Annotated in this window: 24 protein-coding genes; 3 read left to right on the top strand and 21 right to left on the bottom strand. The window is 66.0% G+C overall.

From position 1 onward, the window contains the following. Window positions 1-76: 76 nt before the first annotated feature. From hpf to AC5Y49_RS04970, 13 genes are all read right to left on the bottom strand, one after another. Window positions 77-748: a ribosome hibernation-promoting factor, HPF/YfiA family gene (hpf, locus tag AC5Y49_RS05030; RefSeq protein ID WP_499884711.1), complete on the bottom strand. Its 672-nt coding sequence runs from the start codon at window positions 746-748 to the stop codon at window positions 77-79. A 261-nt stretch (window positions 749-1,009) separates the two neighbouring features. Further along, a complete protein-coding gene (locus tag AC5Y49_RS05025; RefSeq protein WP_499884710.1) occupies window positions 1,010-1,639 on the bottom strand; it encodes a ComF family protein in 630 nt (209 codons plus the stop codon). Between the two features lie 42 nt (window positions 1,640-1,681). Further along, a complete protein-coding gene (locus tag AC5Y49_RS05020) occupies window positions 1,682-3,148 on the bottom strand; it encodes a glycoside hydrolase family 183 protein (RefSeq protein WP_499884709.1) in 1,467 nt (488 codons plus the stop codon). 158 nt (window positions 3,149-3,306) lie between these two features. Beyond that, entirely contained in the window at window positions 3,307-3,690 is a 384-nt protein-coding gene (locus tag AC5Y49_RS05015) for a type II toxin-antitoxin system VapC family toxin (protein ID WP_499884708.1), read from the bottom strand. Further along, window positions 3,687-3,908, bottom strand: a complete 222-nt coding sequence (locus AC5Y49_RS05010; RefSeq protein ID WP_499884707.1) for an antitoxin — start codon at window positions 3,906-3,908, stop codon at window positions 3,687-3,689. Before AC5Y49_RS05010 ends, AC5Y49_RS05015 begins: the two co-directional genes overlap by 4 nt. A 53-nt stretch (window positions 3,909-3,961) precedes the next feature. Then, the gene (gene lpqB / locus AC5Y49_RS05005) at window positions 3,962-5,722 is read right to left on the bottom strand and encodes an MtrAB system accessory lipoprotein LpqB (RefSeq protein WP_499884706.1); all 1,761 of its coding nucleotides are present in this window, start codon (window positions 5,720-5,722) and stop codon (window positions 3,962-3,964) included. Next, window positions 5,722-7,368: an MtrAB system histidine kinase MtrB gene (gene mtrB / locus AC5Y49_RS05000; RefSeq protein WP_499884705.1), complete on the bottom strand. Its 1,647-nt coding sequence runs from the start codon at window positions 7,366-7,368 to the stop codon at window positions 5,722-5,724. Before mtrB ends, lpqB begins: the two co-directional genes overlap by 1 nt. 37 nt (window positions 7,369-7,405) lie before the next feature. Then, window positions 7,406-8,092: a two-component system response regulator MtrA gene (gene mtrA, locus AC5Y49_RS04995; RefSeq protein WP_015354856.1), complete on the bottom strand. Its 687-nt coding sequence runs from the start codon at window positions 8,090-8,092 to the stop codon at window positions 7,406-7,408. A gap of 53 nt (window positions 8,093-8,145) precedes the next feature. Further along, on the bottom strand, window positions 8,146-8,778 hold the full coding sequence (locus tag AC5Y49_RS04990; protein ID WP_499884704.1) for a dTMP kinase: 633 nt from the start codon (window positions 8,776-8,778) through the stop codon (window positions 8,146-8,148). A gap of 71 nt (window positions 8,779-8,849) precedes the next feature. After that, the gene (locus tag AC5Y49_RS04985; RefSeq protein ID WP_499884703.1) at window positions 8,850-9,140 is read right to left on the bottom strand and encodes a WXG100 family type VII secretion target; all 291 of its coding nucleotides are present in this window, start codon (window positions 9,138-9,140) and stop codon (window positions 8,850-8,852) included. Between the two features lie 17 nt (window positions 9,141-9,157). Beyond that, complete coding sequence (gene esxG, locus AC5Y49_RS04980) at window positions 9,158-9,451, bottom strand: type VII secretion system protein EsxG (protein WP_499884702.1); 294 nt, start codon at window positions 9,449-9,451, stop codon at window positions 9,158-9,160. Window positions 9,452-9,470: 19 nt separating this feature from the next. After that, window positions 9,471-11,084 (bottom strand): PPE family protein, encoded by a 1,614-nt coding sequence (locus AC5Y49_RS04975; RefSeq protein ID WP_499884701.1) that lies wholly within the window; start codon window positions 11,082-11,084, stop codon window positions 9,471-9,473. Further along, window positions 11,081-11,392, bottom strand: coding sequence for a PE family protein (locus AC5Y49_RS04970; RefSeq protein ID WP_499884700.1), 312 nt, complete (start codon window positions 11,390-11,392; stop codon window positions 11,081-11,083). Before AC5Y49_RS04970 ends, AC5Y49_RS04975 begins: the two co-directional genes overlap by 4 nt. A gap of 99 nt (window positions 11,393-11,491) precedes the next feature. On the opposite strand from AC5Y49_RS04970, the gene AC5Y49_RS04965 reads away from it, so the two are divergent. Together AC5Y49_RS04965 and sigC are read left to right on the top strand one after the other, a co-directional pair. Continuing rightward, window positions 11,492-12,250: a DUF2275 domain-containing protein gene (locus AC5Y49_RS04965; protein WP_499884699.1), complete on the top strand. Its 759-nt coding sequence runs from the start codon at window positions 11,492-11,494 to the stop codon at window positions 12,248-12,250. 62 nt (window positions 12,251-12,312) lie between these two features. After that, window positions 12,313-12,867: an RNA polymerase sigma factor SigC gene (gene sigC, locus AC5Y49_RS04960; RefSeq protein ID WP_499884698.1), complete on the top strand. Its 555-nt coding sequence runs from the start codon at window positions 12,313-12,315 to the stop codon at window positions 12,865-12,867. Between the two features lie 88 nt (window positions 12,868-12,955). Here sigC and ahcY read toward each other — a convergent pair whose 3' ends face one another. The 6 genes from ahcY to AC5Y49_RS04930 form a co-directional block, all read right to left on the bottom strand. After that, complete coding sequence (gene ahcY / locus AC5Y49_RS04955; RefSeq protein WP_499884697.1) at window positions 12,956-14,428, bottom strand: adenosylhomocysteinase; 1,473 nt, start codon at window positions 14,426-14,428, stop codon at window positions 12,956-12,958. A gap of 135 nt (window positions 14,429-14,563) precedes the next feature. Continuing rightward, on the bottom strand, window positions 14,564-15,187 hold the full coding sequence (gene alkX, locus AC5Y49_RS04950; RefSeq protein WP_499884696.1) for a TetR family transcriptional regulator AlkX: 624 nt from the start codon (window positions 15,185-15,187) through the stop codon (window positions 14,564-14,566). Continuing rightward, window positions 15,184-15,366 (bottom strand): rubredoxin, encoded by a 183-nt coding sequence (locus AC5Y49_RS04945; RefSeq protein ID WP_499884695.1) that lies wholly within the window; start codon window positions 15,364-15,366, stop codon window positions 15,184-15,186. The genes alkX and AC5Y49_RS04945 overlap by 4 nt, the downstream gene beginning before the upstream one ends. Then, entirely contained in the window at window positions 15,363-15,587 is a 225-nt protein-coding gene (locus AC5Y49_RS04940; RefSeq protein WP_499884694.1) for a rubredoxin, read from the bottom strand. The genes AC5Y49_RS04945 and AC5Y49_RS04940 overlap by 4 nt, the downstream gene beginning before the upstream one ends. Further along, window positions 15,587-16,798, bottom strand: coding sequence for an alkane 1-monooxygenase (locus AC5Y49_RS04935; RefSeq protein ID WP_499884693.1), 1,212 nt, complete (start codon window positions 16,796-16,798; stop codon window positions 15,587-15,589). Before AC5Y49_RS04935 ends, AC5Y49_RS04940 begins: the two co-directional genes overlap by 1 nt. A gap of 101 nt (window positions 16,799-16,899) precedes the next feature. Further along, a complete protein-coding gene (locus tag AC5Y49_RS04930) occupies window positions 16,900-18,405 on the bottom strand; it encodes an amino acid permease (RefSeq protein WP_499884692.1) in 1,506 nt (501 codons plus the stop codon). Window positions 18,406-18,459: 54 nt separating this feature from the next. Between AC5Y49_RS04930 and AC5Y49_RS04925 the strand changes: the two genes are divergently transcribed. Continuing rightward, on the top strand, window positions 18,460-19,863 hold the full coding sequence (locus tag AC5Y49_RS04925; RefSeq protein WP_499884691.1) for an FAD-dependent oxidoreductase: 1,404 nt from the start codon (window positions 18,460-18,462) through the stop codon (window positions 19,861-19,863). Here AC5Y49_RS04925 and AC5Y49_RS04920 read toward each other — a convergent pair. Next, window positions 19,824-20,744 (bottom strand): cation diffusion facilitator family transporter, encoded by a 921-nt coding sequence (locus tag AC5Y49_RS04920; RefSeq protein WP_499884690.1) that lies wholly within the window; start codon window positions 20,742-20,744, stop codon window positions 19,824-19,826. The genes AC5Y49_RS04925 and AC5Y49_RS04920 overlap by 40 nt on opposite strands. After that, window positions 20,741-21,967, bottom strand: coding sequence for a mannose-6-phosphate isomerase, class I (manA, locus tag AC5Y49_RS04915; protein ID WP_499884689.1), 1,227 nt, complete (start codon window positions 21,965-21,967; stop codon window positions 20,741-20,743). Before manA ends, AC5Y49_RS04920 begins: the two co-directional genes overlap by 4 nt.

Below are 21,967 nucleotides of genomic sequence, written 5' to 3'. Positions count from 1 at the left end.
CGACGCCGAACGTCGACTTGTCGCGGCGGTCTTCGGCGAAAACCCGCAACAAGTCGACGTTCGCGCCCTGAGCGCGTCAGGACAGTCGGATTAGGCCGTAGTCGTAGGCGTGCCGGCGGTAGACCACCGACGGACATTCGGTGTGCTTGTCATAGAAGAGAAAGAAGTCGTGTCCTACGAGTTCCATCTCGTAGAGGGCGTCGTCCACCGACATCGGCTTGGCCGGGTGCTCCTTGGTCCGCACTACCCGTCCCGGCTCGCGGTGCCCGTCGACGCCGTCGTGCTCGGGCGGCGCTTGGCCGCTGTCGGCCGGCTGTAGCGGAGGCGCCACCGCCGTCGCCTCGGCCACCGACACCGGGGTCTTGTCGCCGTAGTGCACCTTGCGCCGATCGTTGCCGCGACGCAGCCGGCTTTCCAACCGGTCGACGGCCGCCTCGAAGGCGGCGTAGAAGCTGTCGGCGCGGGCCTCACCGCGAACCACCGGGCCGCGCCCGCGGGCGGTGATTTCCACCTGCTGGCACGACTTGCGCTGGCGCCGGTTACGGGCATGTTTGAGTTCGACGTCGAACAAATAGATGGTTCGGTCGAACCGCTCCAAGCGGGCGAGTTTCTGCGAGACGTAGACGCGGTAGTGGTCGGGGACCTCGACGTTGCGGCCTTTGACGACGACCTCGGCCTGCAACGTGGGTTCATCCCGCTCTTCGGGGTCGGCCAGAAGCTGGTTGGAATCCGCGGTTTGCCTTGACATACTTGACAACTCGTTTCCCTCTCGCGACGCACGCACTGTATGACGTGACTGGCTTTCAGATGAATGCGCCGACGGGGTTGGTGTCGATGACGGAGGCCGCCCGCCGGTGCGAGGTGTCGAGAATTCACCCCCTACCGACGTCGGTGACATGGCGCCTATTGAACGGCGCCGCCGTGAGGCGTTCACGGGTGCTTGATCCCGACGGTAGCCGCGGGCAGGTGGAAGTGCCAGTACTTTTGTGTTGCGACTTCTTCACGATCATTACGCGGCGGCGATAGTCAGCACCGCGGCCACTTGGACGCCTGCTGACCACAGCACGCGGACCGACTCGCGCGCGGTCGCTCCGGTGGTGACAATGTCGTCGACCAGCAGCACCTCGGCCTTGACCGGCCTTCGCAGCACCACCCGTCCGGCGATGTTGCGCTCACGCTCGGCGGTGCCCAGGCCAGCCGAATCCCGGGCCAGCGCTTTCATTCGTAGTGCCGGAACGACGGCGATCTGCGGATGGTCTTGGACCGCTGCCTCTGCAATCCGGGTGACCGGGTCACCGCCCCGTCTTCGCGCTGCCGCACGACGAGTCGGCGCCGGCACGATCGTCAGCGGCACATCGAGCAGGCCCCACGTGCCGAGGCGATGCACGCCGACGGCCAGCGCGCGCGCCAGCGGTGTTATCAGGTCGGTGCGGCCGTGGTCCTTCATCGCCACGATGGCGTTCCGACGCGCGCCGGCGTAGCGACCGAGTGCGAACACCGGCACCTGCGGGTCGACCCGCGGACTCGCAACGTGCGGTGCATCGGGTGCGACGGTCAGTTCTTGAGCGCAGGTGTCACACCAGCGCGTCGACGGTGCGCCGCAGCCCCCGCATTCCAGCGGCAGGACCAGATCGAGCATGGGTGCAGTGTGGCGGACGGGGACGACAGGCGGCGGCTGCAGCTACGGCAGCTCGGTGTGCATCAGCATCACGTCGTAGGCCGACCAGGACGACAAATTAAAGTACAGGTCTTTACCCGACGACCAGGGATGGATCATCGGCGCGTAGATGCCACCGGGAATCTGGAATGACGACACCAGCATTTGCTCGGGACTCCACGGCCCTTGTGGGGCCGGCGCGGTTCTTGCCACGACGTCGTTGCCGCCGTTGGTGTAGAGCGCCACGTACTGCTTGAGATAGTTGTTGTATTGCGCTGACATCTCGCCCACCGGACCCGGGATGACCGGGGTGGCGGCGCCGGGGTTGTTCGGGACCCACCCGTTACCGTCACCGTTCCAGTACTGGTATTTGGTGACATCCGGCACGGCGTTCTGCGGGACTCGCGCCAAGTAAGCCGAACCGCCGCGTCCGGACGGGGTGCCGAACGAGTAAACGTATCCGTCGCCCGGCCGCATGAACGCGCCCATTTGGAAGTTCTCGTTCCCCGCAATGTGACGGGCTCCCGGGATGCTGTCGGGCGCGGGCGTGCGGACGCTGCCGGGGTAGATCCCCCAGTGCTGGCCATTGTCGGGAGACGTCGCGATCGCCGAGTAGTTCGTCGACCATTCGCCGTCGCGGCCCCATTCCCTGATGGACATGAAGTTGATGTATTGGGTATTCCCGACCGAGATGCCGGCAGTCGGGATCATTCCGGTCTCATTGGGTGCCCACTTGACGCCGGGCAGAATCGCTCTGGAGATACCTGATGCCAGTACCGGTGAGCCGGAGTATTTGTCGGTCGTCGAGCCCTGCGGCACGGTGATTCCATCGGCGAGATTGTTGTCTTGGCTGCGAAACAGCACATTATGCCGCCATTGTTGGCCGTGGACGCGGCAATAGCCGAACGTGTCACCAAAGGCCATCAGCACCTGACGGTTGACGGGATCGCCGTTGTCCCAGAGGATTCCGAGGTCGGTGCCGGAGATCCCGAAACGTTGCAGGGTGCTGTTCGGACCGTTGGGGCCGGTCACCCAGTCAACAACCGATGTGGGAGCCCCAGCAATCGCGGCAGGAGGCGCCGGTTCCGGCGGCTGCGGAACCGGGGCTGCGTTCGGAGTCAGTTCAGTTGCGTTCGGGAGTTGTTGGTTGGCCGCGCCGGGAGGAGTGGGCCCCGGCGGCACTATCGCCGCTTCCTGTTGCACCGGTGCGGAGTATCGAGAACTGCCGGGACGAAGCAACGAAGAGATCAGCGGACCCAGTTTGGGTAGCGGCGCCTGTTCGTTAGCACCTCGAGGCCGGCGCCCGGTTGGTGGGTGGACGACCGGGGACGGCGGCGGCATTGCCGGTGCCGCCGCGGGTGGGTCGACGTTGGCCTCGGGTGCACTGCACGGCAGCGCGGACGCCGTTGGGGCGAGACCTACCGGAATGACGAGTCCGAGTGCGGTCGCCGACGCCACGTATATGGATACGATTCGACGAGTCGGCGACATGTCACACCTTTCCAGGGGCAGGACGTCGCATTGACGCCCGCAGTTGGCCTATGTGACAGTAGTGATCAATGTGGTCCCTGTGACCGGTGAGACCCGGATAGGTATGCATCCGTGACCGTGTCGCAACCACCAAACTCGCGGGCCAATGCAACAGCGCTCTAGCGAGGAACGACAGTGACGGCACACCGGATTCGGCTCGCACCGCTTAACCGCCGGTCCGCGGTTACCAACGGGCAATCGAGCGCTTCGGCGAGCGCGACGTAGCCGGCGGGGTACGCCGAGAGACTGTCACGCAGATCCCAGATGCGGTCGAGCAGCGCGGGTATGGCGTGGCGAGTCACCGCCAGATGGCGCCAGGTGTCCAACGCACGCCAGCCCTGGGCAGCACTCAATTGCTGTGCCTGTACTTGGCGTCGGAGCGCGCCAGCGATCTCAGAATCGATCAAATGCGGTGCGTGTAAACGCTCGGCAGCAACTAGTCTCCGAGACCGGCCATCGTTGAGCAGCGCCGCAAGTGCGGCCGACGCGTCAACGACGATCATCGCCCGGTGCGTTCGGCATCAACATCGTCGATCAGCGATGAGGTGTCCACATCCAAATCCGGCAACGCTCCCAGCAGTGCGGGGTTGTCTGCCCGCCGGGAAGCTTCGGCGAGTTCGCGGACGGCCAAGGCGGACACCGAGGTGTTGTCTCGGGCAGCCAAGCGCTCTAGCCGCTCGATGACCTCGTCGGGCACATTCCGCAAATAGAGCGTCTTCATCCAGCTATGCTAGCAAATTGCAAGCAATCCAGCTGCAATCAATAAGCACACTGTTAGCCAGGCAACACCGGTACTGCGCCGCCCACCATGAATGCCCGGACATCGAGCCAGGTCGGGGTCCCTTCGGCACCCGAACTCGACAGCTGCAGCACCCCGCGTGGGTCGGCCACGTACACCGTCGACGGGTTGGCTGCGATCGTTGTCACCGGAAGCTGCAGATTGCTGCCCGGGGCATCGGAATTCACCCCGTCGAGGTTCACATACGACACCGGATGCTGGACATTGGTGCGGCTCACCGCAAGGTCATCGCCGGTGCGCCAGGACAGCGACACCACCGAAGCGCCCAGCCCGAACCCGAGGCGGCGCGGATAGGTCAGCGCGAATTGACCGGCCTGAGTCTGCTCGACACTGGCGAGGATCACCTGCCCTTCGATGACCATCGCCGCCCGCGTGCCGTCCCGGGACAACTGCAACTCGGTGATCGCACCGGGGAAGCGGTTCGACACGGCGGCCGAATCCACCGGAAGCCGCGCCGGCTGCCCCGATGCCGTCTCCTGGATCGCGCGCAGTACGTTATTGCCGTCGGCCACCACCCACACCGCGTCATCCAGCGACCACGTCGGTCGCGAAAGGCTATGGCCGTCAGCGGCTTCCACCGCCTCGCCGCCCAGGTCGCCGATCCACAGCGACGCGGCCACATCGGGCGCGCCGGGGCGCAGGGTCACCACCGACGCCGCGCGGTGACCGCTGCGCGACAGCGCGGCGGCGGACTGATTCGTCGGCCGGCCGAACGCACCCCCCACCGGTGTCGAGTGCTGCCCGTCCAGCGACACCAGCGCCCCACCGATCAGCGCGTGCACACCGGCCGCGGCGCCTTCGTCCACTCCGGGATCCGTCGCGGCCACGTCGGAGGTGTTCCACCCCTCAGCGAAGCGGTCATCCAGTGGGGCGCCGTCGGCGTTGATCACGTACGGTCCCCTGATATCGGCGCGGGCCAACGTCCAAATGATTTGTGCGGCAAGCAATTGCCTACTGCGCGGGTCGGCGATCGTGAGCGTTTCCAAGTCGATCCGGGCGCCGCTATAGCCGCGGCCGATTCCGGATTTGCCACCGTCGGCCCGGGTGACCGGTCCGCGCAACCGCGCCGGCGGTCCGAGCATGTTGTGCACGCTTTTGCTCATCTCCGGGCGTGGGCCCGCGATCAGCTTGGACATCAGCTCGGTGGCCAACTGGTCGGGGTCAGACACCGCGACATAGCGTGGATCCGGAACGACGGTCCTGCCGGTCGGATCGGCGAAGTACAGCGTGTGGCGTTTGTAGGTGGCCTGAAATTGCTGCCAGTCCAGAAACACTCCGTTGGGCAGTCGGTCGATGCGCCAGCCGCCCGACGTTTTTACCAGCTCGATGGGCCCTGGATCCGGCAGCTGACCCTCGCCGGTTTCGAACACACCCATGTCCGAGAGCGAACCCAGGATGTCTGCGTGCATCGTCACCGAAACCCGGTCGGCACTGCGTGTTTCAACGAACACCACATGGTCGATCAGCAGCGCGCTGCCAGCGTCGTCCCATGCGTTAGACGCCGACTGGGTGAGGAATTGCCGCGCTGCCAGATGCCGGTTGGCCGGATCGGCTGTGGCCTTGAGGAATTCGCGCAGCAGCACGTCGGGGTCCATGCCCGGGGCCGGCTTGGGCAGGTTGGACGGCGCCGTGCGCTCGACGGTGCCGATGGCCTGCGGCGCCGACGAACTGGGCACGCCGGCACAACCAGTCAGCACGACCGCAACAGCGAACAGCAGCGCGGCCAATCGCCGCATCACGCACCTCTCTCGGCATGTTCGCGCTGACGCGACTGACGCTCTTTGCGTTCCCCGGCAACCGGTTTCATCGGCAGTGGGCTGGTGGTCACCTTATGCCCGCGCACCAGCGGAAGCGTCAGCCGGAAGCAGGCGCCCTTGCCCGGCTCGCCCCAGGCCTCCAGCCGGCCCTGATGCAGACGCGCATCCTCCACACTGATCGCAAGGCCCAGCCCGGTCCCGCCGGATCGGCGCACCCGCGACGGGTCCGAGCGCCAGAAGCGGCTGAACACCAGCTTTTCCTCACCCGGCCGCAGCCCAACCCCGTAGTCGCGCACCGTAACCGCCACCGTGTCTTCGTCGGCAGCCATCCGAATCCGAACCGGTTTGTGCTCGGCGTGATCGATCGCATTGGCAATCAGGTTGCGCAGAATGCGCTCCACCCGGCGGGGGTCCACTTCGGCGATCACGTCCTCGGATGGCATGTCGACGATCAGCTTGACGCCGGCGTCTTCGGCCAGATGTCCGACGTTGCCCAGCGCGCTGTTGACCGTCGAGCGCAAATCGACCGCCTCGACCGACAACTCGGCCACCCCCGCGTCGTGCCGGGAGATCTCCAGCAGATCGTTGAGCAGCGTCTCGAACCGGTCCAGTTCGTTGACCATCAGTTCGGTGGAGCGCTGCAGCGCCGGATCGAGGTCGGCGCTGTGGTCGTAGATCAGGTCGGCGGCCATCCGCACCGTCGTCAACGGCGTGCGCAGTTCGTGGCTGACATCGGAGGTGAACCGCCGCTGCAGGTTGCCGAACTCCTCGAGTTGGGCGATCTGGCGAGACAGGCTCTCGGCCATGTCGTTGAACGACACCGCCAGTCGGGCCATGTCGTCTTCGCCGCGCACCGGCATCCGCTCGGACAGATGGCCTTCGGCGAACCGTTCGGCAATGCGCGACGCCGACCGCACCGGAACCACCACCTGCCGCGACACCAGCAACGCGATGCCGGCCAGCAGCACCAGCAGCACCACCCCTCCGGTCGTCATGGTGCCGCGGACCAGTGCGATCGTGCTCTGCTCGTTGCCCAGCGGGAAAATCAGATACAGCTCGAGGTTGGTCACCCGCGACGACGTCGGCGTGCCGATCACCAGCGCCGGCCCGGAGAAGCCGTCGGTGTGCACCGTCGCGTACTGGTACGCCACCTGCCCGGCCTTGACGAATTCGCGCAATGCGGGGGGCAACTGGTCGACGGGACCGGCCGCCGCCGCCGGCCTGGGCCCGTAGCCGGGCACCACCAGCACCGCGTCGAACGCACCGGCCAGACCGGCGCCGGAGGTCGGATCGGTTTTCGATGTCAACGTGTTGCGGGCCAGTTGCAAGCTGCTCTCCAGTGAGCGCGCCTCCTCGCCGCTGACGGCTCCGCTGACAGTGGTGCGGGCCCGCTCGATCTGCTCAGTGGCCGCGCGGACCTTGACGTCGAGCACTCGGTTGGTGACCTGGCTGGTCAGCACGAAACCCAGTACCAGGATCAGCGCAAGTGACATGCCCAGCGTCAGTGCGACCACCCGCAGTTGCAGCGAGCGGCGCCACGCCACGGCTACCGCTCGACTCAACGCACTCATGCCGAGCAATGGCGGGGACCGCCGGCGAATGCGTCGCCGCGACCCGAAGATCACCGAGGTCCGCCCCAAATCGCGGGGACCCGCCCCGGAATCACGGAGGTCCGGCCTTGTAACCCACTCCTCGAACGGTCAGGACAACGGTCGGGTTCTCCGGGTCTTTTTCAACCTTGGCGCGCAGACGTTGGACATGCACGTTCACCAAGCGGGTGTCCGCGGGGTGACGGTATCCCCACACCTGTTCGAGCAGCACATCACGAGTAAACACCTGGCGTGGTTTGCGTGCCAGCGCCACCAGCAGGTCGAATTCCAGCGGCGTCAGCGAGATCTGTTCGCCGTTGCGGGTGACCTTGTGCGCCGGTACGTCGATGTCGACGTCGGCGATGGACAGCATCTCGGCGGGCTCGTCGTCATTGCGCCGCAGCCGTGCCCGCACCCGGGCCACCAGCTCCTTGGGCTTGAACGGCTTCATGATGTAGTCGTCGGCGCCCGACTCCAAGCCCAACACCACGTCGACGGTGTCGGTCTTGGCGGTGAGCATGACGATGGGCACACCGGAGTCCGCGCGCAGCACCCGGCACACGTCGATGCCATTCATGCCGGGCAGCATCAGGTCCAGCAGCACCAGATCGGGGCGCAGTTCGCGCACAGCGGTGAGCGCCTGGGTGCCGTCACCGATGACTGCGGTGTCGAAACCTTCCCCCCGCAGCACGATGGTGAGCATCTCGGCCAGCGAAGCGTCGTCATCGACGACGAGAATCCTTTGCCTCATGGTGTCCATGGTGTCACCAGAACGGGACAAAACTGGGCTACCACACGCGCGTTTCTTCCAGTTCAGCCGCCGGCGAGGGTAGCCGCCAGGTCTTCGGGGTCGACGTCGGCGTCGACGACCAGCCATCGGCCGCCCCATTGCGCGGCCGCCAGACCCGCATAGACCTCCCGGGTTCGCTGCTGCAGTGCGTCGTCGCGTTCGTAGGCGTCACGCGCCCTGCTTGCCTCCTGCCGGGCCCGCCGGCGGGCGCGCTGACCGGCCAGCTCAGCCGAAACTCCAAGCAGCACTTGCCAATCCGGTACAGGAAGCTGCAACCGCTGGTATTCGATCTGCTGCACCCAGGCCGCCACGTCTCCGTCGGCGTGCTGATGCAGGCGCGCGGCGCTGTAGGCGGCGTTGGACGCCACGTAGCGATCCAGGATCACCACATCGTGCTCTCGGCACAGTTCGCGGATCTGCTCGGCCGCGCCGGCACGGTCCAGCGCGAACAGCATGGCCATCGCATACACCGACGAGGCGAGGTCACCGTGCTGTCCGTGCAGAGCTTCGTGCGCGACGTCGGCGGCCACCGATTGCCCGTAGCGGGGAAACGCACACGTGGCCACCGACTTACCGGCGGCTTCGAAGGCGGTGCGCAGCCCGCCCGACAAGGTCCGCTTGCCGGCGCCGTCGACGCCTTCGATTGCGATCAACACCGGGCGAGCCTATCGCCGCGGCCCTTCGACGCCTGTTTAGCCCGCGCTGACCGCAGTCGCGATGGTGAGGGTTAGCCGCCCCATTTGGCGGCTTCGGCTTGGTCGCGGGCCAGCATGGCCATGGTGTTGGTCTCATGGGTGCCCGCCATCGCGTGATAGGCCCGCACCAACTCTTCCATCGCCTGATTCCACTGCGCCTGCCACGCCTGATAGGTCATCCCGGTATCACCTTGCCAAGCACCCGACAACGCGGCCTGCTCACTGGAGATATCGGCACCCAACCCCTGCATGGTCGCCGCATAGGAAGCCATATCCCCGGCATGCGCCAACATCGCCGGGTAGTTGTACATAATCTGCGACATTGCGTTACCCCTTCGCCTCAGAACCCGCTATAACCACTGGCCGCAGCCGCATCAGCCGCCACATAAGTGCCCGCGGCATCACCCAAATTGGCCTGGGCGATATCCAACAACGCATTCACCTTGGCCGCCACCTCCACAAACCGGGCATGCGAAGCCTGAAACGCCGCCGAGGACTCCCCGACATGAAACGCCTGCGCCGACAAAGCCTCCTGCTCAGCCTGCCCAATCGTGGAGCGCATCAACCCCGCCTTAGCCCCAAACGCCGACTGCGACGCCACCAACTGCGGAATATGGGCATCCAACAAACTCATCCTGTTCCCTTTCCTTTAACTACGGTCCACCGCTGCCGGGCGTCCAACTGCCCGGCACCATCGGCATTGCCGGGCCACCGCCGAACTCGTCACCCGCCAGCGTGGTCAACCCCGCCGCCTCGGCCGTCGAGCCTTGTCGTCCCGTCCCGGCAAAACCCAGCGGTCCAGCACCCCGATCCGAGGCGCTCACTGCGTCAACTGCGTCGTCGTCGTTCCCCGGCTCCAGATCCATGTACTCGTAACCGCGGCCCAGCTCTGTGACTTTTGCGCGCCGCCGGGCCCGCGCTTGCTCACGGGTCGCCGCCGCCTTTGCTGCGGCCGCCGCGGAATTGTCCACCGGCGATTCCTGCTCCTGATCGCGTGAGCGACGGCTTGCAGCGCTGCTCCGGGCCGACAGTCCCGTCGCGCCCACCGCGTAGGACACGTCGGTCATCGACGCGTTGGCTCCCAGTGTGTCGGTGGCGGTCGGACCGAAGCCAACTCCGGGACCGCCGCCGGCCGGTCCGCCGCCCATCGCTGAGGCCGTGCTGGGGGTTGCGGCGGTGGATGTGCTCGGGGCGTTCGTCACCGTTGTTGCGGTACCGCCCGCCGTCAGTGGCGCCGGCGCCGAGCCCAAGGGCGCCGGAATCGCCGCCGCGGCCGGCATGTCCGCTACCGGAGGAACCGAGACGCTGGCCGCGGCTGCGGCGATCCCGGCCGCTACTCCCGCCACGCCGCCGATTGCGACGGCCCCCACCATTGGAACAACAGCCATCAACAAGGTCGGGGCCATCTGCACGAAAGGCCACACCAGCATCAACGAATGGAAGATGAACCAGCCCATAGCGGTTGCGAGCGCAGGTGACATTCCGGGGATCTGCATCAGGATTGAGGTGATGCCATTGACGAACGGAACCGCGGGAATCGGCCATCCATCGGGGTAGATCTCCTTGCCGAGCGGCCAAAGGATGTTCTGGGTGATGTCCGAGAGGCGGGCCGCCAGGCGGTCTTGCCACGACGAACTCGCATCCGCGCTGTTGAGATGAGCGCCGGCGTCAGCCGCCGGGGCCGCAGCGGCCGATTGGGTTGTCGCAGCCGCGGTGCTGGCCTCACCCCCCGGCACCATGATCGGTGGGGCAGGCACCGTCGCGGGCACCGCGGCCAGAGCCGACCCGGCGACCACCTGATAGGTGGTCATCGTCTCGGCGGCCAGCACCCACATGCGCAGGTAGTCGGCTTCGTTGAGCGCAATCGGGATGGTGTTGATCCCGAAGAAGTTGGTGGCCACCAATGTCGCGTGGATGGCGTGGTTTGCGGCGAGTTCTGGCAGCGTGGGCATGACGGCCAGCGCGGACACGTAGGCGCCGGCAGCGGTCTCGTGCAGAGCCGCCGCGACTGTGCTCTTCTCGGCACTCTCAGATAGCCAGCTCAGATACGGCCCGTGCGCGGCCACATATCGCGCCGCGCTGGGGCCTTCCCACACCGCCTGCGCGCCGGCCAACACCGCGCTGAGTTCGCCTGCCGCCGAACCGTACTCGGCGCCCAACGACGACCACGCCGCTGCGGCCGCCAGCAACGACCCGGGGCCCGGGCCGCTGCTGAGCATTGCCGAATGCACCTCCGGCGGCAAGGCCATCCAGATTGGCGCCGTCATAGGCCGCCGGCGATCAGATACGACGACGCCGCGGAGGCATCGCCGGTGGCATAACTGGCGGCGGACTCACCAGTGCCGACCCCCGCCCGGCCGAGCTCGGCCACGCCTTGGGCGCCGACCACGGAATGCTCGGCGCCATGCGCGCTGAATCCGACCGCCGTCTGCAGCGAGACCGGATCAGCGGCGGGCGGCAGCACCGCCGAAATCAACGGCGATGCACCGGCCTCCGCGGCCGCAAGCCGCGCGGTCAATGCCTCGACGGCAGCGCTGGTCGCGCTGAGGCCCTCGGGAACAACTCGCAGGGACACAAACACCCCTTCCGGAATCTCGCGTTGTGTACCTACAGTGGTCGGCACGCGGCGCGGTTTGGTTCCCGCCGAAGAAGCCTTTGTGCAAAAGACACAGAAATGAGCGACGATACAAAGATGCGGTGTGAGGTTGCGCGTGAAGCGCTATCGGCGCGGCTGGACGGCGAGCCGCAGCAGGTGCCGGCCCAGCGGGTCGATGCCCATCTGGGATCGTGTCCGGATTGCCGTGCCTGGCTGATCGGCGTGGCGGTACAGACCCGACAACTGGCCTCGCTCGAAGCGGGCCACGGACCGGACATGGTCGAGCAGATCATGGCGGCTGTCGGCGTGGCGCCCGTTGCGCTGCATCGGCGTTGGTGGCGAGGGCTGGCGTCGGACTACCGCCGGTGGGCGCTGATCATGGCCGGGCTGATCCAGGTCGCGCTGGCGTCGGCGCAGATCGCCGGCATCGATTTCGGCATGGTGTCCACTCACATGCACGGCGCGGCAACCGGCGCGCACCTGCTGCACGAGTCCACTGCATGGTTACTGGCGCTCGGAGCCGCGATGATTGCCGCGGGCATCTGGACCACCGCCGCGGTAGGTGTCGCGGCGATCGCCGGCGCGTATGCGGTTGCGCTGCTGGGTTATGTGGCCGTCGACAGCTACACCGGGCAGGTGACCGCTTCTCGGGTCGCCAGCCACCTGCCGTTGCTGGTTGGTTTGTTGTTCGCGTTGCTGGTGGCGCGAAACCGCGCCGGAGCAGGTCGGCCCAGCGCAGCCGGCGACGCGGCCACGAGCGAACTTGTGCTGACCGCGGCGGTGACCAGTGCTCGACGGCGCGGACACCTGCGCCCGGTCAATCGTTCAGCGGCCTGACATCATGGTCTACGACGGCCCGTCGTAGACGGGTGGGTCGGTCGAGTTTAAGGTGAGTGGTCATGACTGCGCGTAGCGACGACGAGGCCGTTACCGCACTAGCTTTGACCGCCGCACGCGGCGACGCCCGGGCACTCGAGGCGTTTATCAAAGCCACCCAACAAGACGTGTGGCGTTTTGTCGCGTACCTGTCGGACGGCACCAGCGCCGACGACCTGGCTCAGGAAACCTTTCTGCGGGCGATCGGCGCCATCCAGCGCTTCTCCGGGCGTTCCAGCGCGCGAACCTGGCTGTTGGCCATCGCGCGACGCGTCGTCGCCGACCACATCCGTCATGCCCAGTCCCGGCCTCGCACCGCCCACGGTGCTGATCCTGAGCAGCTCCTCAACCGCGACCGCCCTACCCGGGGATTCGAGGACCTCGTCGAGGTGACCACGATGATTGCCGGTCTGTCCACCGAGCAGCGAGAGGCGCTGCTGCTCACGCAGTTCCTCGGCCTGTCCTATGCCGACGCCGCCGCAGTGTGCGGCTGCCCGGTGGGCACCATTCGATCCCGCGTCGCCCGCGCCCGTGATGCGCTGCTGGCCGGACTAGACCGCGACGAAGCGACCGGCTAGCCGCTCCTCATTTTCACCGAGATCGACAGTAGCGCCACTTTTCTCGCGAAAATCAGCTCTAACGTCGATCTCGGTGAACCGAACCCGCTTAGTAGCGGTAGTGGTCGGGCTTGTACGGGCCCTCGACGTCGACGCCGATGTACTCGGCCTGCTCCTTGGTCAGCTTCGTGAGTTCACCGCCGAGCGCGGTGACGTGGATGCGGGCCACCTTCTCGTCGAGGTGCTTAGGCAGTCGGTAGACCTCGTTGTCGTACTCGTCGTTCTTGGTCCACAACTCGATCTGGGCGATCACCTGGTTGGAGAAGCTGTTGCTCATCACGAACGACGGGTGACCGGTGGCGTTGCCGAGGTTGAGCAACCGGCCCTCGGACAGCACGATGATCGAGCGGCCGGTATCGCCGAACGTCCACACGTCGACCTGCGGCTTGATGTTGTCGCGGGTGGCGCCGGACTTTTCCAGCGCGGCCATCTGGATCTCGTTGTCGAAGTGGCCGATGTTGCCCAGGATCGCCTGGTCCTTCATCGCCTTCATGTGCTCCAGCGTGATGATGTCCTTGTTGCCGGTGGTGGTGACGACGATGTCGGCCTCGCCGATGGCCTGCTCGACGGTTTTGACGTCGTAGCCCTCCATCAGCGCCTGCAGCGCGTTGATCGGGTCGATCTCGGTGACGGTGACCCGGGCCCCCTGGCCGGCCAGCGACTCCGCGCAGCCCTTGCCGACGTCGCCGTACCCGCAGACCAACGCCTTCTTTCCACCGATCAGCACGTCGGTGCCGCGGTTGATGCCGTCGATCAGCGAGTGCCGGCAGCCGTACTTGTTGTCGAACTTGGACTTGGTCACCGAGTCGTTGACGTTGATCGCCGGGAACTCCAGGTCGCCGGCGGCGGCGAACTGGTAGAGCCGCAACACCCCGGTGGTGGTCTCCTCGGTGACGCCCTTGATCGACTCGGCGATCTTCGTCCACTTACCCTTGTCGGTCTCGAAGCGATTGCGCAGCAAGTCGAGGAAGATCCGGTACTCGGCCGAGTCGTCTTCCTCGGCAGGCGGCACCACACCGGCCTTTTCGAATTGCGCGCCGCGCAACACCAGCATGGTGGCGTCGCCGCCGTCGTCGAGGATCATGTTGGCCGGCTCGCCCGACCAGGTCAGCATCTGCTCAGCGGCCCACCAGTATTCCTCCAGCGTCTCGCCTTTCCAGGCGAACACCGAGGTGCCCTTCGGCTCCTCGGGGGTGCCGTGCGGGCCGACGACCACTGCGGCCGCCGCATGGTCTTGAGTGGAGAAGATGTTGCAGGATGCCCAGCGCACCTCGGCGCCCAGCGACACCAGCGTCTCGATCAACACCGCGGTCTGCACGGTCATGTGCAACGAACCCGAGATCCGGGCACCCTTGAGCGGCGCCACCTCGGCGTACTCGCGGCGCAGTGACATCAGGCCCGGCATCTCGTGCTCGGCCAGCCGAATCTCCTTGCGGCCGAAGTCGGCCAACGACAGGTCAGCGACCTTGTATTCGATGCCGTTGCGCACGTCGGCGCTCAGCGCGTTTTCGGTGGTCGTCATGTAGGCCCAATCCTCGTCTGGTCAACTAGTTAGCTTGCATACATATTAGTCCGCCGCAGCCGGCGCGCGAATGCCGGGTTCAGTCGGTCCCGACTAAACCCTATTGCTCCACTGGGCCGTGCGCCCACCTGCCCGCTAACCGAGCTCCCCGTAGCGTTCAGCGGCCGGAGTGAAGAGCCGGGCCAGATCGGCGGCCACGTCGTGATCGGCCTCCGGCGGCATGGACACATAGCTGATGGCCAGCCGCACGACGGCGCGTGCCAGTATGCCGGAATCTTCCTCGCTGGCTTTGACCCAGCTGTGCTGGAACGTGGCCGTCAATCGCTGCGAGCACCGGGTGATGATCGGGCCGCTGTCGATGGTGATGATCTGCAGCAGGTCGGGCTTGGCAACTCCGGTGAGCAGCGAGATGACCAGCGGGTCGGCGGCTGACTCGGTGAAGAAGTTGCGGAAGCCCTCCAGGAACGCGGCGTAGACATCGCCGACGTTGGAGCAGATCGCGTCGGCGACGGCATCGACCAACCGATCGGCCAGTCGGAGCGCGTAACCCTGCGCCAGGCCTTGGCGCGACCCGAACTCGTTGTAGATGGTCTGGCGGCTGATGCCCGCAGCGCCGGCCACGTCCGCAAGCGTGATGGCCGACCAGTCGCGGGTGCCCAGCAATTCGCGCATCGCGTCGAGCACCGAATCGCGCAAGAGGACCCGCGACGCCTCGGCGTACGGGACCCGTTGCTTCACATGCGTGAGGGTAGTTGTCACGAGCGCGCGATCTCCACCATGTCGAAGTCGGACTTGGCCGCGCCGCAGTCCGGGCAACTCCAGTCGTCGGGGATGTCGTCCCAGCGGGTGCCGGGGGCGATGCCGTCTTCCGGCCAGCCCTTGGCCTCGTCGTATTCGAAGCCGCACTGGACGCAGACGAACAGCTTGTAGTCGCTCATCGGGTTACCTCCTTTAATTGTCCGACTCCTCCTCGTGCCGTTCCGGCACGCATCGTCATCGGACGCATCTCGAAATCGACTTTCTCGCGAACTCCACAGTCGGGGCAGCACCAATCGTCGGGAACGCGGTCCCATGGCGTGCCGGCCGGAAAGCCTTCCCGGGCAGCGCCTTTGGCTTCGTCGTACACGTAGCCGCAGCCCGGGCACCGGTACGACGCCATCACGCCACCGCCCCATACCGAGCCAGCATCTTCTCCCGCAGCCGCGGCTGCACGTTGACGCGGGTGATGTCGCCGCTGTAGTGCTCCAGCACCCGGTGGTCCATCAGCCGTCGCCACAGTGGCGGGAAGTAGGTCAGCCCGATCAGTGATGCATAGCCGCTGGGCAGATTCGGCGCGTCGGCCATGCTGCGCAGCGTCTGGTAGCGCCGGGTCGGGTTGGCGTGGTGATCACTGTGCCGCTGCAGGTGATACAGGAACAGGTTGGTCACGATGTGGTCGGAGTTCCAGCTGTGTTCGGGCGTACAGCGCTCGTAGCGGCCATTCGGAAGTTGTTGTCGCAGCAGACCGTAGTGCTCAAGGTAGTTGACCGACTCCAGCAACGAGAATCCGTAGACCGCCTGGATGATCATGAACGGAATCAGCGCCGGCCCGAAGATCGCGAGCATCACCGCCCAGAACACCACCGACATCAGCCAGGCGTTGAGCACGTCGTTGGACAGGTGCCAGGGACTCTTTTCGAGCCGACGCATCCGTTGCGCTTCCAGCCGCCAGGCCGAACGCAGGCTGCCGATGACGCTGCGGGGGAAGAACTCCCAGAACGTCTCGCCGAACCGGGCCGACGCGGGGTCTTCCGGGGTGGCCACCCGCACATGGTGGCCGCGGTTGTGCTCGATGTAGAAGTGTCCGTACCAGGTCTGCGCCAGAGTGATCTTGGATAGCCAGCGTTCCAGCGAGTCCTTCTTGTGTCCCATCTCATGGGCGGTGTTGATGCCGATGCCGCCCAACGCACCCACCGACAGCGCCAAACCGATCTTGGCCGGCCAGTTGAGCGCCCCCTCGAAACCTAGCCAGCTCAGGTTCGACGCGGTGAACAGATAAGCGCCGACGATGACGGAAAGGTACTGGAACGGGATGTAGATGTAGGTGCAGTAGCGGTAGTACTTGTCGTTCTCCAGCCGCTCCATCACCTCGTCGGGGGCATTTTGTCCGTCGGGCCCGTAGCGCAGGTCGAGCAGTGGCAGCACCACATAGACCAGGATCGGCCCGATCCAGAACAGCACCGTCGAGGCGGTCTGCCAGCCGGCCTGGTTCATCGCCCACACGATGGGCAGGATCACCAACAACGCGGTCGGAGCGATCAGCCCAAGCAGCCAGAGGTAGCGCTTTTTGTCCTGCCACACCATCGTGTCCGGGCCGGGTCCGGCGGTCATATCGTCAATCCCTCCTTGTGAGTCAAAGCACGTTGAGATTGACAGTAGCGACTCTCGTGTCTCCTGTCTAGACACAAAGCCCTATTTTGTAAAATTAGTAGTTAGGGCGTGGCGGTGCCCGCGGCGACCTGGACGTCGACGGCCTCGGCCTCGCGGATTGCCACGACGGAATGCCGACGCCCGTAGCCGACATAGATGACGATGCCAACGGCCATCCACACCCCGAACCGGATCCAGGTCACCCCGGTCAGGTTGAGCATCAGCCACAGGCATGCACACACCGACGTGATCGGCAGCAACGGCACCCAGGGCGCGCGGAAGCCGCGCGGCAGGTCCGGGCGGGTCCGGCGCAGCACGATCACGCCGGCCGACACCAGCACGAAGGCGAACAGTGTCCCGACGTTGACCATCTCTTCGAGCTTGGTCATCGGAAACGCCGACGCGGCCAACGCCACCAGCAACGCGACCACCACGGTGATGCGCACCGGGGTGCCGCGCGGGCCGGTCCTGGCCAGTTGTCGGGGCAGCAACCCGTCGCGCGACATCGCAAACAGCACCCGGCACTGGCCGAGCATCAGCACCATCACCACGGTGGTCAGGCCCGCCAGCGCCCCGACGGAGATGATGTTGGAGGCCCAATGCACACCGTTGGCGGTGAACGCGGTGGCGAGGTTGGCGTGCCGGCCATCAGGGCGGTCCCGAAGCACGGTGTAGGGCACCATGCCGGACAACACGATCGACACGGCGACATAGAGCACGGTGACGATTCCCAGCGAGGCCAGGATGCCGCGCGGGACGTCGCGCTGGGGGTGCTTGGTCTCCTCGGCCATCGTGGCCACGATGTCGAACCCGATGAACGCGAAGAACACGATTGACGCCCCGGCCAACACGCCGTACCAGCCGTAGTGGCTGGTCTGTGCACCGGTCAGCAGCGACAACACCGACTGGTCGACACCGGTTCCGGCGTGGTCGGCTTCCGGCGGCGGGATGAACGGTGAATAGTTGGCGCGCTTGATGTAGAACGCCCCGACGATCACGACCAACACCACCACGCCGACCTTGATCGCGGTGACGACAGCGGAGAAATGCGATGAGAGCTTGGTGCCCAACGCAAGCAACGTGGCCACCAGCGTGACGATGAGCAATGCACCCCAGTCCAGCATGACCGAATCGAAAATGACTATGCCCGCTTGGAATCCGAGGAGCATGCCCAGGTAACTCGACCAGCCCTTCGCCACTACAGCGGCGCCGATCGCCAACTCCAGCACCAGGTTCCAGCCAATCACCCAGGCCAGGAACTCACCGAAGGTGGCGTAAGAGAAGGTGTAGGCGCTGCCCGCCACCGGAAGCGTCGAGGAAAACTCCGCGTAGCACAGCGCCGCCAATCCGCAGGTGGATGCAGCGATCAAAAACGACACCCAGATGGCCGGACCGGTGATGTTGCCCGCTGTCGAGGCGGTGACGGTGAAGATCCCCGCGCCGATCACCACCGAAACCCCGAAGACGGTCAGATGCCACCAGGACAGCTCCCTGCGCAACCGAGTGCTCGGCTCGTCGGTGTCGGCGATCGATTGTTCGACTGATTTGGTGCGCCATCGACCGGCCATGCCCCCATCCTTTCCCCACGATCTGACGGCACAGTACCGAGTACGCTGCGGTTAATGGGTGGGGACAGCACACGGGGGCATGCAGCCGTCATCGGGGCCAGCATCGCCGGGCTCTGCGCCGCGCGGGTGCTCTCGGATTTCTATGACCGGGTGACGGTGTTCGAGCGCGACGAGATGCCCAGCGCCCCCGCCAACCGCTCGGCGGTCCCCCAGGGCCGGCATGTGCACCTGCTGATGGCGCGCGGCGCGGTGGAATTCGAGGCGTTGTTCCCGGGTCTGCTCGACGACATGGTGGCCGCCGGGGTGCCGATTCTGGAGAACCGGCCGGACTGCATTTACTTCGGCGCCGCCGGCCATGTGCTGGGAACCGGGCGAACCCTGCGCGACGAGTTCACCGCCTATGTACCCAGCCGGCCGCAACTGGAATGGCAGATCCGGCGCCGGGTGCGCGAAATCGGCAACGTCGAGATCCAGCGCGGCGCGGTCCGCGAACCACGGTTCGATGCTGCCGCGCACCGGGTGACCGGCGTCTTGGTCGAGGGCGACGATGGCCCGACCGAAGTCGCCGCCGACCTCGTCGTCGACGCGGCGGGCCGGGGCACCCGGCTACCGGTATGGCTGGAGCAGTGGGGATATCAGCGGCCGCGTGAGGACGTTGTCGACGTCGGCATCGGCTATGCCTCACACCAGTTCCGTCTGCCTGACGCAGTCATCCGGGAGCGGGTGGTCGTTGCCGGCGCATCGCGCCAGCAGCCACTCGGCCTGGGGATGCTGGGTTACGAAGACGGGACTTGGATGCTGACTACCTTCGGCGTGGCCAAAGTCGAACCACCGCATGACTTTTCCGAAATGCTGACGCTTGCCAAAAAGCTGCTGCCCGCCGAATTCACCGCCGCGCTCGACCAGTCCGAACCGATCGGCGAGATGGCGTTCCACCGCTTCCCGACCAGCAGATGGCGCCGTTATGACAAACTCGACCGCTTCCCGGCTGGGATCGTGCCGCTCGGGGATGCGGTAGCCAGCTTCGACCCGACCTTCGGGCAGGGGATGACGATGACGTCGCTGCAGGCCGGTCACCTTCGCCGAGCGCTGCAGCAACCGGACGGCGATGTAGCGAGCGAACTGAACCGGGCCACCGCCAAGACCACCTTCCCGGTGTGGATGATGAACGCTATCGGCGACTTTTCGTTTCATCACGCCGGCGGCTCGATGCCGCGGTGGTATCGCACGGTCGGTAACTTGTTCGACCAGTTCCTCGGTGCCGCCGAGACCGATCCCGTTCTGGCCGAATGGTTTTTGCGTCGATTCTCCTTGCTCGACAGCCTTTACATGGTGCCTTCGGCGCGGCTCGTCGGCCGCGCGATCCGACACAACATGCGACTTTGGCTGACCGAGCGCCGGCCATCCCGGGGCGGGGGCTACCCCGAAAGCGCGCGATCCAGATCGGGTTCGAGGTAAATCACCCGCGCCGCCGGCACCGCGGCCCGGATGTTGGCCTCGGCCGCGTCGATGGTGGCCGCGACCGTGGCCAACTCGACGTGCGGACCCACCGCGATCTTGGCCGCCACCAGCAGCTCGTCGGGGCCCAGGTACTGGGTACGGAGGTGGATCAGCCGGTCGACGTGCTCGGTTGATTCCAACGCCGCCCGGATCGCTTGGGTCTGGGCAATGGTGGCGCCTTCGCCGATCAACAGGCTGTGCATCTCGACCATCAGGATGATCGCGATAAGGCCCAGCAGCAGGCCGATGCCGACGGTGCCGATCCCGTCCCACACCGGGTCACCGGTGGCGACGCTCAAGCCGACGCCGGCCAGGGCGAACACCAACCCGATGAGCGCACCGGTGTCCTCCAGCAACACCACCGGCAGTTCGGGATTGCGCGAGTTGCGAATGAATCGCCACCAGCTCGCGTCGCCCTTCAGCGGCCGCGATTCTTTCATGGCGGTGCGAAAACTGAACGCTTCCAACATGATTGCCGCAAACAGGATTATCAGCGCCACCACCGCGGAATCGAGCTCGGTGGGGTGAGTGATCTTGTGGTAGCCCTCGTAGAGCGCGAATACCGCACCGAGGGTGAACAACACCAACGCCACGACAAACGACCAGAAGTAGCGACTGCGGCCATATCCGAACGGGTGCAGGGCGTCGGCTTGTTTACGCGCTTCTCGCTGTCCCAACAGCAGCAGTGCTTGATTGGACGTATCGGCCACCGAATGCACCGCCTCAGCGAGCATCGAGGAACTGCCGGTGATCAAAAACCCGATGAACTTGGCGACGGCAATGCCGGCGTTGGCGGCCAGCGCGGCCAGAATCGCGCGGGTGCTACCGGCCTCGCTCACAGGCCCACGGTGGCCCGGAACAACTTGCTGGGCTGGTCAGCGACCAGTCGGATCGGCCCGTCGTCGGCGCCCACCCAAGCAGCTGCGCCGCGTTCGAGCGTCAACGCCGCGGTTTTCCCGTGCACCGTGGCGCGGCCCTCGGTGCACAGCAGGATCTGCGGACCGTCGTGGCGCGACGGTGCATCGACCTCGTGACCGAGATGGTCGTGATCGAGGGTCAGCACCGACACCGCGAACTCGTCGGTCGGGGTGTCGTAGACCTGCGACAGCCCGTCGCGGTGCGTCGCCGGCCGCAGCTGCGCTTCGGTGGTGGGCGTGAAGTCCAGCACCCGCAGCAATTCGGGCACATCGACGTGTTTGGGCGTCAAGCCGCCCCGTAACACATTGTCGGAGTTGGCCATAACCTCCACGGCGATGCCGCGCAGATAGGTGTGCAGGTTGCCGGCCGACAAAAAGATCGCCTCGCCGGGCGCCAGGCTGATGCGGTTGAGCAGCAACGCGGCCAGCACACCGGCGTCGCCGGGATAACGCTCACCCAGCTCCAGCACGGTCTTGGCTTCGGCGGCGAATTGCGTTGCGCCGGAACTGACGTAGTTGATAGCGCCGTCGAGCACCGCGGGCACCAGCACATCGATGTCGGGCTGCGGAGCGGTGATCCAGGTGGTGAACAGCGCGCGCAAACCATCGGCGTCGGACTGGTCGTTCAGCAGCTCGATGAACGGGTCGAGGTCGGAGACCGCCAACGCCCGCAGAAGTTCGATGGTGTGCGCCGCCGGACGGAACCCGGCCAGCGCCTCGAACGGTTGCAGCGCCACCAGCAACTCCGGCTTGTGACTGGAATCGCGATAGTTGCGCACCGGGGACGACACCGGAATGCCCAGCCGCTCCTCGCGCAGGTACCCCTCGGCGGCCTGCTCGGCGCTGGGATGGGCCTGCAGCGACAGCGGCTCGTCAGCCGCGAGGACCTTGACCAAAAATGGCAGCACATCGCCGAACCGCGCCCGGGCCACCGAGCCGAGCTGGCCATCGGGGTCGGCGACCAATGTTTGCAACAACGAGGTTTCGCCGCCCGCTGTCTCCAGCCAGGCCGGGTCGGCCGGATGCGCACCCAACCACAACTCGGCCTCCGGATGGGCAGCCGGGACCGGTCGTCCGGTGAATTCGGCGATGGCCGTACGCGAGCCCCAGGCGTACGTCCGTATCGCTCCCCGTAGTAGTTCCAC

Source organism: Mycobacterium sp. NGS62, from assembly GCF_059812285.1.
The sequence above is the reverse complement of the archived record's forward strand: the minus strand, read 5'-3'. Positions and strand labels throughout refer to the sequence as shown.

What these genes read in the sequence shown, in the direction of transcription:
- hpf (WP_499884711.1), bottom strand. Translation starts at nt 748, where the DNA reads ATGTCAAGGCAAACCGCGGATTCCAACCAGCTTCTGGCCGACCCCGAA.
- AC5Y49_RS05025 (WP_499884710.1), bottom strand. Translation starts at nt 1,639, where the DNA reads ATGCTCGATCTGGTCCTGCCGCTGGAATGCGGGGGCTGCGGCGCACCG.
- AC5Y49_RS05020 (WP_499884709.1), bottom strand. Translation starts at nt 3,148, where the DNA reads ATGTCGCCGACTCGTCGAATCGTATCCATATACGTGGCGTCGGCGACC.
- AC5Y49_RS05015 (WP_499884708.1), bottom strand. Translation starts at nt 3,690, where the DNA reads ATGATCGTCGTTGACGCGTCGGCCGCACTTGCGGCGCTGCTCAACGAT.
- AC5Y49_RS05010 (WP_499884707.1), bottom strand. Translation starts at nt 3,908, where the DNA reads ATGAAGACGCTCTATTTGCGGAATGTGCCCGACGAGGTCATCGAGCGG.
- lpqB (WP_499884706.1), bottom strand. Translation starts at nt 5,722, where the DNA reads ATGCGGCGATTGGCCGCGCTGCTGTTCGCTGTTGCGGTCGTGCTGACT.
- mtrA (WP_015354856.1), bottom strand. Translation starts at nt 8,092, where the DNA reads ATGGACACCATGAGGCAAAGGATTCTCGTCGTCGATGACGACGCTTCG.
- AC5Y49_RS04985 (WP_499884703.1), bottom strand. Translation starts at nt 9,140, where the DNA reads ATGTCGCAGATTATGTACAACTACCCGGCGATGTTGGCGCATGCCGGG.
- esxG (WP_499884702.1), bottom strand. Translation starts at nt 9,451, where the DNA reads ATGAGTTTGTTGGATGCCCATATTCCGCAGTTGGTGGCGTCGCAGTCG.
- AC5Y49_RS04975 (WP_499884701.1), bottom strand. Translation starts at nt 11,084, where the DNA reads ATGACGGCGCCAATCTGGATGGCCTTGCCGCCGGAGGTGCATTCGGCA.
- AC5Y49_RS04965 (WP_499884699.1), top strand. Translation starts at nt 11,492, where the DNA reads ATGAGCGACGATACAAAGATGCGGTGTGAGGTTGCGCGTGAAGCGCTA.
- sigC (WP_499884698.1), top strand. Translation starts at nt 12,313, where the DNA reads ATGACTGCGCGTAGCGACGACGAGGCCGTTACCGCACTAGCTTTGACC.
- ahcY (WP_499884697.1), bottom strand. Translation starts at nt 14,428, where the DNA reads ATGACGACCACCGAAAACGCGCTGAGCGCCGACGTGCGCAACGGCATC.
- AC5Y49_RS04945 (WP_499884695.1), bottom strand. Translation starts at nt 15,366, where the DNA reads ATGAGCGACTACAAGCTGTTCGTCTGCGTCCAGTGCGGCTTCGAATAC.
- AC5Y49_RS04940 (WP_499884694.1), bottom strand. Translation starts at nt 15,587, where the DNA reads ATGGCGTCGTACCGGTGCCCGGGCTGCGGCTACGTGTACGACGAAGCC.
- AC5Y49_RS04935 (WP_499884693.1), bottom strand. Translation starts at nt 16,798, where the DNA reads ATGACCGCCGGACCCGGCCCGGACACGATGGTGTGGCAGGACAAAAAG.
- AC5Y49_RS04930 (WP_499884692.1), bottom strand. Translation starts at nt 18,405, where the DNA reads ATGGCCGGTCGATGGCGCACCAAATCAGTCGAACAATCGATCGCCGAC.
- AC5Y49_RS04925 (WP_499884691.1), top strand. Translation starts at nt 18,460, where the DNA reads ATGGGTGGGGACAGCACACGGGGGCATGCAGCCGTCATCGGGGCCAGC.